The organism is Streptomyces sp. NRRL S-1022 (genome assembly GCF_000720135.1).
Lineage (GTDB): Bacteria > Actinomycetota > Actinomycetes > Streptomycetales > Streptomycetaceae > Streptomyces.
The window spans coordinates 81828-95341 of the sequence record NZ_JOIU01000008.1; the positions used below are offsets into that span (position 1 = coordinate 81828).

Here is a 13514-nt window from a genome sequence, read left to right on the forward strand (position 1 = left end):
TCCCGTGACCACCACACCCACCGCAGGCCGGACCACCGCCGTGGCCGCACGCGCCACGGAGCTGTCGAAGATCTACGGACAGGGTGAGACCCGGGTGGTCGCCCTGGACCGGGTCTCGGTCGACTTCCGGGCGGCCGAGTTCACCGCGATCATGGGCCCGTCCGGCTCCGGGAAGTCCACGCTGATGCACTGCGTGGCCGGACTGGACACCTTCTCCTCCGGGTCCGTGCGGATCGGTGAGACCGAGCTGGGCTCCCTGAAGGACAAGCAGCTCACCAAGCTGCGCCGCGACAAGATCGGCTTCATCTTCCAGGCGTTCAACCTGCTGCCGACGCTGACCGCCCTGGAGAACATCACCCTCCCGATGGACATCGCCGGGCGGAAGCCGGACAAGGCGTGGCTGGACCGGGTCATCCAGATGGTGGGGCTGTCCGAGCGGCTCGGCCACCGGCCCGCCCAGCTGTCCGGCGGCCAGCAGCAGCGTGTCGCCGTGGCCCGGGCCCTCGCCTCCCGGCCCGAGATCATCTTCGGTGACGAGCCGACCGGAAACCTGGACTCGCGCTCCGGCGCGGAGGTCCTCGGCTTCCTGCGCAACTCCGTGCGCGAGCTGGGCCAGACCGTCGTCATGGTCACCCACGACCCGGTGGCCGCCGCCTACGCGGACCGGGTGATCTTCCTGGCCGACGGGCGGATCGTCGACGAGATGTTCGCCCCGACGGCCGACTCCGTCCTCGACACCATGCGCCGTATTCCTGCGGGCGGCAGCACCAGCGGCGCCGCCGCGCGGCCGCAGACCCCCGAGTTCGACGCGAAGGGCCGTACCAGCTGATGTTCCGCACCGCCCTGCGCAACGTCCTCGCGCACAAGGCCCGGCTGCTGATGACCGTGCTCGCCGTCATGCTCGGCGTGGCCTTCGTCTCCGGGACGCTCGTCTTCACCAACACCATCTCCGACGCCTACCAGAAGAGCTCCGCCAAGGGCTTCGACCGGGTCGACGTCGCCGTACAGCCGGAGTACCAGGAGTCCAAGGGCGACCAGGTCGGCAAGAACCCCGAGCTGACCCAGGCCCTGCTGAAGAAGGCCGCCCGGGTTCCCGGCGCCGCCTCCGCCACCGGTGTCGTCACCGGCTTCACCGCCGTCGCCGACCAGGACGGCAAGCTCGTCGGCGGCGACTGGCAGTCCGCCGGCGGCAACTACTGGGGCGCGAAGGACCCCCGTTACCCGCTGGTCGACGGCCACGCCCCGCGCGGCAAGGGCGAGGTGCTGCTCGACTCCGCGACCGCGAAGCGGGCCGGCTACCGGGTCGGCGACACCGTCCGCCTCTCCGTCGACGGGCCCGTCCTCACCCCGACCGTCAGCGGCATCTTCACCACCGACGACGGCAACGTGGCCGCGGGCGGCAGCCTCACCCTGTTCGACACCCCGACCGCACAGGCCCTGTTCGGCAAGAAGGGCACGTACGACGAGATCGACGTGCAGGCCGCGCCCGGCACCAGCCAGACGGCGCTCAAGACCGAGCTGGACAAGGCGCTGCCGGCCCGGCTCGTGGAGACCACCACCGGCAAGCAGCTCGCCGACGACCAGGCGCAGGCGATCTCCTCGTCCATGAGCAGCCTGAAGCAGATGCTGCTGGTGTTCGCCGGTATCGCCCTGTTCGTCGGCACGTTCATCATCGCCAACACCTTCACCATGCTGGTCGCGCAGCGCACCCGCGAGCTGGCCCTGATGCGGGCGGTCGGCGCCTCCCGCCGCCAGGTCACCCGCTCGGTCCTCATCGAGGCGTTCGCGGTCGGCGCGATCGCCGGTGTGGCCGGGCTGGCCGCCGGTGTCGGCATCGGCGCGGGTCTGCGGTCCCTGCTGGACTCCTTCGGCGCGAGCGTGCCCGACGGACCGCTGGTGATCAGCCCCGGGACGGTGGCCGCCGCCCTGGCCGTCGGCATCCTCGTCACCATGCTGGCCGCCTGGCTGCCCGGCCGCCGGGCCGCGAAGATCCCGCCGGTGGCGGCCATGAGCAGCGTGCACGCCAAGGCCACCACCAAGTCGCTGGTGCTGCGCAACACGCTGGGCTCGCTGTTGGCGGCGGCCGGCGTCGCGGTGGTCCTCGCGGGCACGCGGATGGACGCCGACACCGGCCAGGGCGCGATGGGCATCGGCGCGGTCCTGCTCATCATCGGCGTGTTCGTCCTGACCCCGCTGCTGTCCCGTCCGCTGATCGCCGCCGCCGCGCCGGTGCTGCGCGCCTTCGGGGTGTCGGGCAAGCTGGCCCGCCAGAACTCGGTGCGCAACCCGCGCCGCACCGCGGCCACCGCCTCCGCGCTGATGATCGGCCTGACCCTGATCACCGGCATGACGGTGATGGCGGGCAGCCTGCAGAAGTCCATCGACAAGATGGCCTCCTCGGCGATCCGCGCCGACTACGTCGTCTCGATGGCCAACCGCGGCCCGCTCTCCCCCGAGGTGGAGAAGAAGCTCGCCGGCGCCGACGGGGTCACCGAGAGCAGCCCGCTGCGCAACGGCGCGTCCCGCATCGACGGCGAGACGGAGTACCTGACCGGCGTCAACGGCGCGGCCATCGGCGAGCTGACGGACCTGAACGTGACCGACGGCTCCTTCACCGTGGGCGGCCCGCGGGTCGTCGTGGACGAGGACCGGGCCAAGTCCTTCGGCTGGAAGGCCGGTTCGCGGTTCACCGCGCACTTCGAGGACGGCCGGGCACAACGGCTGACGGTCGCGGGGGTCTACGAGGGCAACGAGATGCTCAACGGGATCATCCTCGACAACAAGGTCCTCACCCCGCACCTGAGCGACCCGGCCGACATGCAGATCATGGTCAAGACCGCCGGCGGCGCCTCCGACGGGGCCAAGGACACGCTGGAGAAGGCCCTCGGCTCCAACCCCGCCGTCAAGGTGCAGGACAAGCAGGACATCTCCGCCGACATCGCGAAGATGTTCACGATGATCCTGAACATGGTCTACGGCCTGCTCGGCATGGCGGTGATCGTCGCGGTGCTCGGCGTCATCAACACGCTGGCGATGTCCGTCTTCGAGCGCGCGCAGGAGATCGGCATGCTCCGCGCGATCGGCCTGGACCGCAGGGCGGTCAAGCGGATGGTCCGCCTGGAGTCCCTGGTGATCTCCCTGTTCGGCGGGGTGCTGGGCATCGGCCTGGGCGTGTTCTTCGGCTGGGCGGCCGGTGAGCTGCTGGGCACGAAGATGCCGACGTACGAGCTGGTGCTGCCGTGGGGCCGGATGGCGGTGTTCCTGCTGCTGGCGGGCGCGGTGGGCGTCCTGGCCGCGCTGTGGCCGGCCCGCCGGGCGGCCCGGCTGAACATGCTGGCGGCCATCAAGGCCGAGTAGCGGGCCGTACGACGGCGAAGGGGGTCCCGCGGGGCGGGGCCCCCTTCGCGCTGTCCCTTCGTGCTGCCCCTGTGTGCTGCCCTTGCGTGCCGTGCCGTACCGGTGTCAGCCGTGCCAGGTGCGGGGCCGCAGCGGGAGCCCGGAGGTGCCGGACTCGGGCGTGCGGACCGCCAGGACCTGGTTGACACCGATGCGGTTGTGTTCGAAGGCGAGCGCGCAGGCGGCCATGTACAGCCGCCAGACCCGGGCGCGGCCGGGGCTGGTGAGCCGGACCGCGTGGTCCCAGTCGGCCTCCAGGTTGGCGACCCAGCGGCGCAGGGTGAGGGCGTAGTGCTCGCGGATGGACTCCACGTCCCGGACCTCGAAGCCGGCCCGCTCCAGCTGGGTGACGGTGGTGCCGACGGGGGCGAGTTCGCCGTCGGGGAAGACGTAGGAGTCGATGAACTCGTCCACCTCGTACGCCGACTCGTCCCGCTGCGGGCGGCGGCCGATCTGGTGGTTGAGCAGCCGTCCGCCGGGCTTGAGCAGGTCGTACAGCTGGCGGGCGTACTCCAGGTACTTCTCGGCGCCGACGTGTTCGGCCATGCCGATGGAGGAGATCGCGTCGAACGGGCCGTCCGCGACGTCCCGGTAGTCCTGGACCCTGATCTCCACCCGGTCGGTCAGCCCCTCGTCGGCGACGCGCTTGCGGGCGTACGCCGCCTGCTCCTGGGACAGCGTGACGCCGACGACGCTCACGCCGTACTCGCGGGCCGCGTGGATGGCCATGGAGCCCCAGCCGCAGCCGACGTCCAGCAGCCGCTGACCCTCCCTCAGGCCCAGCTTGGCGCAGACCAGTTCGAGCTTGTCGCGCTGGGCGGTCTCCAGGGTCGCGCCTTTTTCGGCGGCCTCCCAGTACGCGCAGGAGTACACCATGGAGGGGCCGAGGACGAGCTCGTAGAAGTCGTTGCCGACGTCGTAGTGGTGGCTGATGGCGCGCTTGTCGGTGCGGCGGGTGTGCAGGCGCCGGCGGGGTCTGCGGATCTCCTCGCGCGGCGGGGCGGGCGGGATCGGCGGGCCGGCCAGTTTCAGCAGCTCGCGGGCGGCCGCCCGGACCTCGGGGTCGCGCACGGCCTGGACGAGGCCGCGGGCGTCCTCCCCGCGCTCCCAGACCAGGCCCGACAACACGTCGAGCGCGGCGTACAGGTCGCCCTCGATCTCCAGGTCGCCGGAGACCCAGGCGCGGGCCAGACCCAGTTCGCCGGGTTTGAACAGCATGCGGCGCAGGGCGCGGCGGTTGCGCACGACGAGGGCCGGCGCGTCGGGCGGGCCGGCCTGCGATCCGTCCCAGGCTTTCAGTCGCAGCGGGAGCGGGGCTCCCGTCATCTGCTCGGCAAGACTCCGCAGCCGCTGCGCGGCTTCGGCCATGGCGCACACCTCCGTCTAGAGACGTCTGACACCGTCTTCCGGAAAACGATCGCGTACGCCGGGGTCATTCCCCTCCGTATGCGAATGCCGACACTCCGCGGCCATGTCGCCGGGACGAGCGGACGGATCGCGGCGTGCGACGGAGCGGGCAGGCAGGCGGGCGGGGCGCGCGATGGTGCGCCGCGCCCCGGCCCGGGTCAAGTCCCGAGTCCGCGTGCCACGGGAAGCCGGGGCATGACCCGCCCCCGGGAGCCGGGCTCTGATGGAGACACCCCCACCTCCCCCCTCCCGAGGTTGTGCATCCCGATGACCTGTCTCTCCCGCCTCCAGCGCCTCACTCTCCTCGCCGCCGCCACGGTGATCACCTGCGGTGTGCTGCTGCCCGGCACCGCGTTCGCCGCTCCGGCGCCGCGGACCGCGGCCGTCGCCGACGCCTCCGCCCGGTGGGCGCAGATCACCGATTCGCCGAGCGGCATCTCGGTCCGGCTGCCGGGCAGGGACAGTCATCGGCTTCAGCGTGGAGGACGTGCCCGGCACGGACCCCTCCGCCCCGTGGGACCTCCGGGGCAGCCTCAAGGCGGCCGTCGACGGCTACAACTCCGACGCCCCGTCCTCCGACGACGTGCTGCGCAGCACCGGTGTCACGGAGGGCGTGACCGCGGACGGCCACCGGGAACCGAGTGCGGAGCTGACGGCGCCCGACGGCACCAGGGGCCACATCCGCCTCGTCGACCAGGGCACGTACCTGCTGACCGTGTTCACGGCCTCCGTGCACGGCCATCGGGACGAGATGGACCGCGACCACCAGCGCGCCCTGGACAGCATCACGGTGCCGGCCGGCCACGACGCGCAGTCCGGCCGGGGCACTCAGTCCGACGAGGTCCCGCGCTCCGCCTGACCGGGGACCGCACACAGCCCGAAGGGGCCGCCCGCACCACGGATGGCGGGCGGCCCCTTCGGGCAGTGCTGGTGGACCTGAGGTCAGGAGGCCTTGGCCTTCTCCTCGGACTTGCTCGCGGCGGCGACCGGCGCGGGCTTGGCGGCCTCGTAGAACTCCTCGCGGGGGTTCTCCATGGCGCCGAGGGAGACGACCTCGCGCTTGAGGAACATGCCGAGGGTCCAGTCGGCGAAGACGCGGATCTTGCGGTTCCAGGTCGGCATCGCCATGCCGTGGTAGCCACGGTGCATGTACCAGGCGAGGCGGCCCTTGAGCTTGATCTTCATCTTGCCCATGACGATCATCGCCACGCCCTTGTGCAGGCCGAGACCGGCGACCGCACCCTTGTTGGCGTGCTCGTACTCCTTCTGCGGGAAGCCCCGCATACCGGAGACCACGTTGTCGCCCAGGACCCTGGCCTGGCGCAGCGCGTGCTGGGCGTTCGGCGGGCACCAGGCGTTCTCGTTGCCCGCCTTGCGGCCGACGAGATCCGGGACCTGCGCGTTGTCGCCGGCGGCCCAGATGTAGTCCGTGCCCTTGACCTGGAGCGTGGGCTCGCAGTCGACGTGGCCGCGCGGGCCGAGGGGCAGGCCGAAGCGGGCGAGGGCCGGGTTCGGCTTGACGCCGGCGGTCCACACGATGGTGTTGGAGTCGACCTCGAGGCCGTTCTTCAGCACGACGTGGCCGTCGACGCAGGAGTCCATCGAGGTGGAGAGGTAGATCTCCACACCGCGGCCCTCCAGGTGCTCCTTGCCGTACTGGCCGAGCTTGGGACCGACCTCGGGGAGGATCTTGTCGGCGGCGTCGACGAGGATGAAACGCATGTCCTCGCGGGACACGTTCTTGTAGTACTTGGCGGCATCGCGCGCCATGTCCTCGACCTCGCCGATGGTCTCCGCACCCGCGAAGCCACCGCCGATGAAGACGAAGGTGAGCGCCTTGCGGCGGATCTCCTCGTCGTTCGTGGAGTCGGCCTTGTCCAGCTGCTCAAGGACGTGGTTGCGCAGGCCGATGGACTCCTCGATGCCCTTCATGCCGATGCCCTGCTCGGCGAGGCCGGGGATCGGGAAGGTGCGGGAGACCGCGCCCATCGCGATGACCAGGTAGTCGAAGGGCAGCTCGTACGCCTCGCCCACCAGCGGGGCGATCGTGGCGACCTTGCGGTCCTGGTCGATGGTGGTGACCCGGCCGGTGAGGACCTCCGCCTTCGGCAGCACGCGTCGCAGCGGGACGACGACGTGCCGAGGGGAGATGCTGCCGGCGGCGGCTTCGGGGAGGAAGGGCTGGTAGGTCATGTACGACCGGGGGTCGACGACCGTGACGGTCGCCTCGCCGTAGCGCATCTTCTTGAGGATGCGCCGAGCTGCGTACAGGCCTACGTACCCACCGCCTACTACGAGGATCCTGGGACGCTCCGTGGTGCTCATGCCATCGAGTATCCACCCGCCGACTGGGGGTCGCTCGTGCGCCCCTTCACAAGCTCTTACAGGGCCTGTGTTAAACTCCGCGGCTCGCGTGACGCAGGTCATGTCGGCGACGGGGAACCGCGGGGTGCTTCGCCCCGTTGTCAAGGCCGCGTGAGCTGCCTCTCCGGCACTTCGGGGTCACCGTGAGGGCGTCGTGACACTCTCGGAACAACCCCTTCCGAGCCCCTCTCGCGCCCTCCATCTGAACATGTTCAAACGGCTCTTGATCCCCCGGAAGGGCCAATGGGCCCCCTTCCGGCGACCGACCGGCGGGAATTCCTTGTGAAGAACTTCACGAACTTTTCCGCCCGGCTGCGCCAGAGGGCCCCTCAAGGGGGCCCCCGACCGTGCTCAGACGTTATCCACCCTGCTCAGCAGATGGCTACCGACTGGTAACAAAAGAGAGCTACGCCACCGACCACGCGATGCCGTCGAGGATGTCGTGCTCGCTCACCACGACCTCCTCGGCCCCGGTCCGCTCCATGATCGCCAGCAGTACGAGGGCGCCCGCACCGATGACGTCGACCCGGCCCGGGTGCATGGACGGGATCGCGGCCCGCTCGGCGTGCGTGGAGCGCAGCAGCCACTCGGTGATCTCCCGCACCCGGTCCCGGGAGATCCGGGAGTGGTGGATGCGCGCGGAGTCGTACGCGGGCAGCTCCTGGGCGATCGCGGACACCGTGGTGACGGACCCGGCCAGGCCCACCAGGGTGCGCGCCTCGCGCAGCGGGACCGTCTGCTCGGCGAGGTCCAGGGCGGCCTCGATGTCGGCCCTTATCGCGGCGACCTGCTCCTCGGTGGGCGGGTCGGTCACCCGGCCGTCGTGCGCCAGGTGCCGCTCGGTCATCCGCACGCAGCCGACGTCCACCGAGCGGGCGGCGCACACGTGGTCGTCGCCGACGACGAACTCCGTGGAGCCGCCGCCGATGTCCACGACCAGGTAGGGCCGGGTCAGGTCGGTGCGGCCGGCGAGTTCCCTGGTGGCGCCGGTGAAGGAGAACTCGGCCTCCTGGTCGCCGGAGATGACCTCCGGCTCGACCCCGAGGATGTCCAGCACGCCCCGCACGAAGTCGTCCCGGTTCTCGGCGTCGCGGGAGGCGGAGGTGGCGACGAAGCGGAGGCGCTCGGCGCCGTACTCCTTGATGACGGCCGCGTACTCGCGGCAGGCCGCGAAGGTGCGCTCCAGCGCCTCGGGCGCGAGCCGGCCGGTGCGGTCGACACCCTGGCCGAGCCGCACGATCGTCATCCGGCGGTCCAGCTCGGTCAGTTCACCCGTCGCCGGGTCGGCGTCGGCGACGAGCAGGCGGATGGAGTTGGTGCCGCAGTCGACGGCGGCCACGCGGGTCACTTCCCGTCCCCCTCACGGTCGTCGAGCGTCACGCACGCGCCCTTGCGCCACCACTCGGGCAGCATCGCCAGGGCCTCGTCGCCGAGCGGGTTCACGCCCGGTCCGGCGGCCAGCGAGTGGGCGACGAGCACGTGCAGGCACTTGACCCGGTCCGGCATGCCGCCGGCGCTCGGGAAGCCCTGCAGCACCTCGATCTCGTCCCGGCGGCGGATGTAGTCCTCGTGCGCGGCCCGGTAGGCGGCGGCCAGCTCGGGATCGGTCTGCAGCCGCTCGGTCATCTCCTTCATCACGCCGTTCGCCTCCAGCGTGCCGATGGCGGAGGACGCCTTCGGGCACGTCAGGTAGTAGAGCGTCGGGAAGGGCGTGCCGTCGGGCAGGCGCGGAGCCGTCTCCACGACGTCCGGCTGACCGCACGGGCAGCGGTGCGCGATGGCCCGCAGGCCCCGCGGCGGGCGGCCCAGCTGCTGCTTGAAGGCCTCTACGTCCGCGTCGGTGGGGTCGGTGCGCGGAGTGGGCGGCGGAGAGGTTTCCATGACTGCTTTCAGGGTGGCTTTCTGGTCGTACCGGCCGTGACGCCGGCTCACTGGTCGGAGGCGTCGGACTTGTCGACGCCGTCCCAGACGTTCGCGTACCAGGGCCGGTGGGCGGCCCCGAGGTCGGCACGGGACGGCCTGGCCGCGCCCGGGTCGACCACCACGTACCCGGTCTCGCCGGGCTTCACGTAGTGCAGCCGGCGGCGGATCTGCTGCTCGGCGTAGGCGTCGTCCTGCCAGCGCGCCTTCAGGTCACGCAGCTGCTCGACGCGTTCGCGGGCCTGCTCCCGCTGCCGCCGCAGGTCGGCGATCTCCGCGCGCTGGGAGACGTACTGACGCATCGGGTAGGCGAGGGCGACGACCAGGGAGCACAGCACCAGCGCGAGCAGTGCCGCGCGGCCGGTGAGGCGGGAGCGGCGTGCCTGCCGCTTGGTCTGGGAACGGTAGACCCGGGCCGCGGTCTGCTCGCCGAGCAGCCGCAGCCTGGTCGCGGTGGAGAAACGGTCCCGGTCCTTCACGGCCATCTGGCTCTCCGCCTCCCCTTTCACACGTGCGTACGTCCCCGGACACGGTACGGGACCGGGTACGGGGACGTACGTACGACTGGCTGAGACTTGGCCCGGGCTGGGTCAGCCCGTGCTGCACCTACTGGTTCGCGGAGCGGAACCGCGGGAAGGCGCTGCGGCCGGCGTAGACCGCGGCGTCGTCGAGGATCTCCTCGATGCGCAGCAGCTGGTTGTACTTGGCGACGCGCTCGGAGCGGGCCGGGGCGCCGGTCTTGATCTGGCCGCAGTTGGTGGCGACGGCCAGGTCGGCGATGGTGACGTCCTCGGTCTCGCCGGAGCGGTGGGACATCATGCACTTGAAGCCGTTGCGCTGGGCCAGCTCGACGGCGTCCAGGGTCTCGGTCAGCGAGCCGATCTGGTTGACCTTGACCAGCAGGGCGTTGGCCGCGCCCTCCTCGATGCCGCGGGCGAGGCGCTCGGGGTTGGTGACGAACAGGTCGTCGCCGACCAGCTGGACCTTGTCGCCGAGCTTGTCGGTGATGATCTTCCAGCCGTCCCAGTCGTCCTCGAACAGCGGGTCCTCGATGGAGACGAGCGGGTAGGCCGCCACGAGCTCCTCGTAGTACTCCGTCATCTCGGCGGCGGAGCGCTCCTTGCCCTCGAAGAGGTACGCGCCGTCCTTGTAGAACTCGGAGGCGGCCACGTCGAGCGCGAGGGCGATCTGCTCGCCGGGGGCGTAGCCGGCCTCCTTGATGGCCTCGAGGATGAGGTCGAGGGCCTCGCGGTTGGAGCCGAGGTTCGGGGCGAAGCCGCCCTCGTCGCCGAGGCCGGTGGACAGGCCCTTGTTCTTCAGGACCTTCTTGAGGGTGTGGTAGACCTCGGTGCCCCAGCGCAGGGCCTCGGAGAAGGACTCCGCGCCGATCGGGGCGATCATGAACTCCTGGATGTCCACGTTGGAGTCGGCGTGCGAGCCGCCGTTCAGGATGTTCATCATCGGCACCGGCAGCAGGTGCGCGTTCGGGCCGCCCAGGTAGCGGAACAGGGGCAGGTCGCTGGCCTCGGAGGCGGCGTGGGCGACGGCGAGCGAGACGCCGAGGATGGCGTTGGCGCCGAGGGAGCCCTTGTTGTCGGTGGCGTCCAGGTCGAACATGGCCTGGTCGATCAGGCGCTGCTCGGTGGCGTCGTAGCCGACCAGCTCCGGGCCGATCTGCTCGATGACGGCGAGGACGGCCTTCTCGACACCCTTGCCCTGGTAGCGGTTCGGGTCACCGTCGCGGAGCTCGATGGCCTCGAAGGCGCCGGTCGAGGCGCCGGACGGAACGGCGGCACGACCCGTGCTGCCGTCGTCGAGGCCGACCTCGACCTCGACCGTGGGGTTGCCTCGGGAGTCCAGGATTTCCCGGGCTACGACGACGTCGATGGACGGCACGAGCATCTCCTTCTTGGATGTGACGCTGGAAGTGCGGGGCTGGTGTGCCTTGCGCCTAGAGCCTAACCGTCCCGGGGGCGTCGGCCACCGACCGACCGCCCCGTGGACAAGGCGACGCTACCTTTTGTTCCTGCCTGAAACAAAGGGGCTGACGGAGGGCATGAAAAAACCCCGCCCCGGTGCGTACGGGGGAACACGCACCGGGGCGGGGGCCCGTGGGGACGGGGGGTGGCCCGCACGGGGGTCTACAGGGTGGCCCGCACGGATGCGCGGGCCCGGTGATCCGGCCGGGGGCCGGGTGTCACTTCAGGTGCAGCTGCTGACCCGGGTAGATCAGGTTGGCGTCCTCGACGATGCCCTTGTTCAGCTCGAACAGCTTCTCCCAGCCGCCCTGCACGTGGTGCTGCTGGGCGATGGTGCTGAGCGTGTCGCCGGTGACGACCTTGTACTCGCCGTCGCCCTTCTTGACCTTCTTGCCGGTCGGGGTGGTGACGGTCTTGCTCTGGCCCTTGCTCGCGCTCGCGGCCGGACGCTCGGCGGAGCGGGAGGCCGGCTGCTGCTCGGTGGAGCGGGTGGTGGTGCCGGTGCCGGTGCTGGTGCCCGTGCCGGTGCCGCTGCCCGAGTTCGAGGAGGTGCTCGGCGCGGAGCCGTTGTACGGGGTGCCGGACAGGCCCGTGCCGCAGACCGGCCAGGCGCCCTTGCCCTGCGCGGCCAGGACCTTCTCGGCGACTGCGATCTGCTGGGCCTTGCCGGCCTGGTTGGCCTGCGGGGCGTAGGCGGTGCCGCCGTACGCGGCCCAGGTGGAGGCGGAGAACTGCAGACCGCCGTAGTAGCCGTTGCCGGTGTTGATGGACCAGTTGCCGCCGGACTCGCACTGGGCGACCTTGTCCCACTCGGCGGAGGTGGCGGCGGAGGCGTTGCCGGCCGCCATCAGCGGGGCGGCCACGGCGGCGCCGGTGACACCGGCGAGCGTGATGGCGCGGACGGCCTTGGACGGACGACGGTGCTTGCCCTTGCCGGTAAACAGCATGGATCGATCCCCTCACCGACGCCTGCGAGGTGAGCTGTCGGGTTCGGGCCGGTTGAGTTGCCCGGCCGCGCTCCCGCTGTCGCGGGTCGCGCGGCTTCACCCCCAGCCGGTTCCGGCAGTCAACTGCCGGGCCCGGCACTTACCTTGGGTCCCCCGCTCCTGCCTACGGCGCTTGACGCGACGACTGTTCCCGGGCAACCGCTGGCAGGATTCGGCGTTGCGACTGCCGGGGCTCGTGGTGACGAGCGGCCTCGACCGTAGACACGCGATCCGTGGAATTTCAAAGACGATCAGGGCTTCTGAGACTCATCCCACACTTTCACCAAACCGGACATTAGGGCGTTAAGTGGGCGCCAACTCCGCCTACTTCGCGCCGGTTTCGCCCTCGACATCCAGGGTCTGACCGGCGCTGATGTGGTTCGGGTCGGCCCCGATGGCCTTCTTGTTGCCGGCGTAGAGCGCGCGCCATCCGCCGTCGACCTCAAGGGAGTCGGCGATGGAGGCGAGGGTGTCGCCCTCGCGGACGGTGTAGGTGTCCGTTTCGCGCACCGCGTGCCGCCCGGAAGAGGTGACGTCCTGACCGTTTGTCACGTTTTCGTCCGCGCTCGCCCCACGGTGGCGCCCGCCATTGAGGGCTCCGGTGTCGACCAGGCTCCAGGAACCGGCGGCCTGCTGGGGGTTGCCGGCGGCACCGGTGCCCGGGGTCGCCGGCGGAGCGGACTCCCGCGACTCTCCGGTGCCCGGCGAAGCGGACTTGTCCGACTTGGGGGTGTTGGTGCCCTTGGAGCCGGTGTCCGCATTGGCGCTCTTGTCCGGCTTTCCACTCGGCGTGACGGTCGCGTCCGACGAGGAGCCGGAGTCCGCGCCCGAGTTGGCATCGGAACCGGTACCGGTGGAGGGCGGCGCGTCCGGCCGGCCGGCCGGACCGGAGCCGTCGGAGGCGCCGGAGGAACCGGGGTTGCCGGATGTATCGGAGTTCTCGGCCGATCCGGACGTCTCACCCGAACCGTCGGTGGCACCGGAGCCGCCGACGCCCGTGTCGACGTCCACGGAGCCCGAGCCCGTGGTCAGCCCGGACAGCAGGGCGCAGGTGGCCCACGGGGACGTGCCCTTGTCGGTGAGGATCTTCTCGGCGACGGCGATCTGCTGGTTGCGGCTGGCCTGGTCGGGGCTGGCCGCGTACTGGCCGCCGCCGTAGGCGTTCCAGTCCTCCTGCGAGATCTGCAGGCCGCCGTAGTACCCGTTGCCGGTGTCCGCGCTCCAGGAGCCGCCGCTCTCGCATTCGGCCACCTTGTCCCACGTGGTGCCGTCGGCCGCGTTGGCGCTCGCCGCGCCGAGGAGCGGGATGGCGATGGCGGAGCCGGTCACTCCGGCCGCGACGAGGAGGGCGGGTGCCTGGCGGGGGCGACGGTGCCGACCGTTCCCGGAGAGCATGCAGAAGCCTTTCGAGCGACAGCAGAGCCGACGCGGCGGGTGGAGCCGGTCGCCGCGCTGATGGGTG

The 13514-nt window shown here is 71.1% G+C and carries 11 protein-coding genes and 1 riboswitch; of the genes, 3 read left to right on the top strand and 8 right to left on the bottom strand.

Translation table 11 applies throughout. The features are described from left to right. Positions 1-4: 4 nt before the first annotated feature. Entirely contained in the window at positions 5-829 is an 825-nt protein-coding gene (locus IG05_RS0110865; RefSeq protein ID WP_030341457.1) for an ABC transporter ATP-binding protein, read from the top strand. Next, positions 829-3357: an ABC transporter permease gene (locus IG05_RS0110870; protein WP_030341459.1), complete on the top strand. Its 2529-nt coding sequence runs from the start codon at positions 829-831 to the stop codon at positions 3355-3357. Before IG05_RS0110865 ends, IG05_RS0110870 begins: the two co-directional genes overlap by 1 nt. Positions 3358-3462: 105 nt before the next feature. Here the strand turns inward: IG05_RS0110870 and IG05_RS0110875 are convergent, their stop codons facing one another. Beyond that, positions 3463-4764: an SAM-dependent methyltransferase gene (locus IG05_RS0110875; RefSeq protein ID WP_030341461.1), complete on the bottom strand. Its 1302-nt coding sequence runs from the start codon at positions 4762-4764 to the stop codon at positions 3463-3465. A gap of 526 nt (positions 4765-5290) precedes the next feature. Between IG05_RS0110875 and IG05_RS0110885 the strand changes: the two genes are divergently transcribed. Beyond that, the gene (locus tag IG05_RS0110885; RefSeq protein ID WP_158838845.1) at positions 5291-5662 is read left to right on the top strand and encodes a hypothetical protein; all 372 of its coding nucleotides are present in this window, start codon (positions 5291-5293) and stop codon (positions 5660-5662) included. An 83-nt stretch (positions 5663-5745) separates the two neighbouring features. Here IG05_RS0110885 and IG05_RS0110890 read toward each other — a convergent pair whose 3' ends face one another. From IG05_RS0110890 to IG05_RS0110920, 7 genes are all read right to left on the bottom strand, one after another. After that, entirely contained in the window at positions 5746-7128 is a 1383-nt protein-coding gene (locus IG05_RS0110890; protein ID WP_078894043.1) for an NAD(P)/FAD-dependent oxidoreductase, read from the bottom strand. Between the two features lie 445 nt (positions 7129-7573). Continuing rightward, entirely contained in the window at positions 7574-8515 is a 942-nt protein-coding gene (locus IG05_RS0110895; protein ID WP_030341467.1) for a Ppx/GppA phosphatase family protein, read from the bottom strand. Next, positions 8512-9048, bottom strand: a complete 537-nt coding sequence (locus IG05_RS0110900) for a DUF501 domain-containing protein (protein WP_030341468.1) — start codon at positions 9046-9048, stop codon at positions 8512-8514. The genes IG05_RS0110895 and IG05_RS0110900 overlap by 4 nt, the downstream gene beginning before the upstream one ends. A gap of 47 nt (positions 9049-9095) precedes the next feature. Next, positions 9096-9572, bottom strand: coding sequence for an FtsB family cell division protein (locus tag IG05_RS0110905; RefSeq protein WP_030341470.1), 477 nt, complete (start codon positions 9570-9572; stop codon positions 9096-9098). 121 nt (positions 9573-9693) lie between these two features. Next, a complete protein-coding gene (eno, locus tag IG05_RS0110910; protein ID WP_030341472.1) occupies positions 9694-10983 on the bottom strand; it encodes a phosphopyruvate hydratase in 1290 nt (429 codons plus the stop codon). Between the two features lie 301 nt (positions 10984-11284). Continuing rightward, a complete protein-coding gene (locus IG05_RS0110915) occupies positions 11285-12013 on the bottom strand; it encodes a transglycosylase family protein (protein ID WP_030341473.1) in 729 nt (242 codons plus the stop codon). A gap of 4 nt (positions 12014-12017) precedes the next feature. After that, positions 12018-12194: riboswitch (cyclic di-AMP (ydaO/yuaA leader) on the bottom strand. A gap of 182 nt (positions 12195-12376) precedes the next feature. Further along, positions 12377-13447 (bottom strand): transglycosylase family protein, encoded by a 1071-nt coding sequence (locus IG05_RS0110920; protein WP_030341475.1) that lies wholly within the window; start codon positions 13445-13447, stop codon positions 12377-12379. Positions 13448-13514: the final 67 nt, after the last annotated feature.

Bases quoted from the DNA above. Each gene is read 5' to 3' on its own strand.
- IG05_RS0110920 (WP_030341475.1), bottom strand. From the start codon at position 13,447: ATGCTCTCCGGGAACGGTCGGCACCGTCGCCCCCGCCAGGCACCCGCC.
- IG05_RS0110890 (WP_078894043.1), bottom strand. From the start codon at position 7,128: ATGAGCACCACGGAGCGTCCCAGGATCCTCGTAGTAGGCGGTGGGTAC.
- IG05_RS0110900 (WP_030341468.1), bottom strand. From the start codon at position 9,048: ATGGAAACCTCTCCGCCGCCCACTCCGCGCACCGACCCCACCGACGCG.
- IG05_RS0110875 (WP_030341461.1), bottom strand. From the start codon at position 4,764: ATGGCCGAAGCCGCGCAGCGGCTGCGGAGTCTTGCCGAGCAGATGACG.
- IG05_RS0110915 (WP_030341473.1), bottom strand. From the start codon at position 12,013: ATGCTGTTTACCGGCAAGGGCAAGCACCGTCGTCCGTCCAAGGCCGTC.
- IG05_RS0110905 (WP_030341470.1), bottom strand. From the start codon at position 9,572: ATGGCCGTGAAGGACCGGGACCGTTTCTCCACCGCGACCAGGCTGCGG.
- IG05_RS0110870 (WP_030341459.1), top strand. From the start codon at position 829: ATGTTCCGCACCGCCCTGCGCAACGTCCTCGCGCACAAGGCCCGGCTG.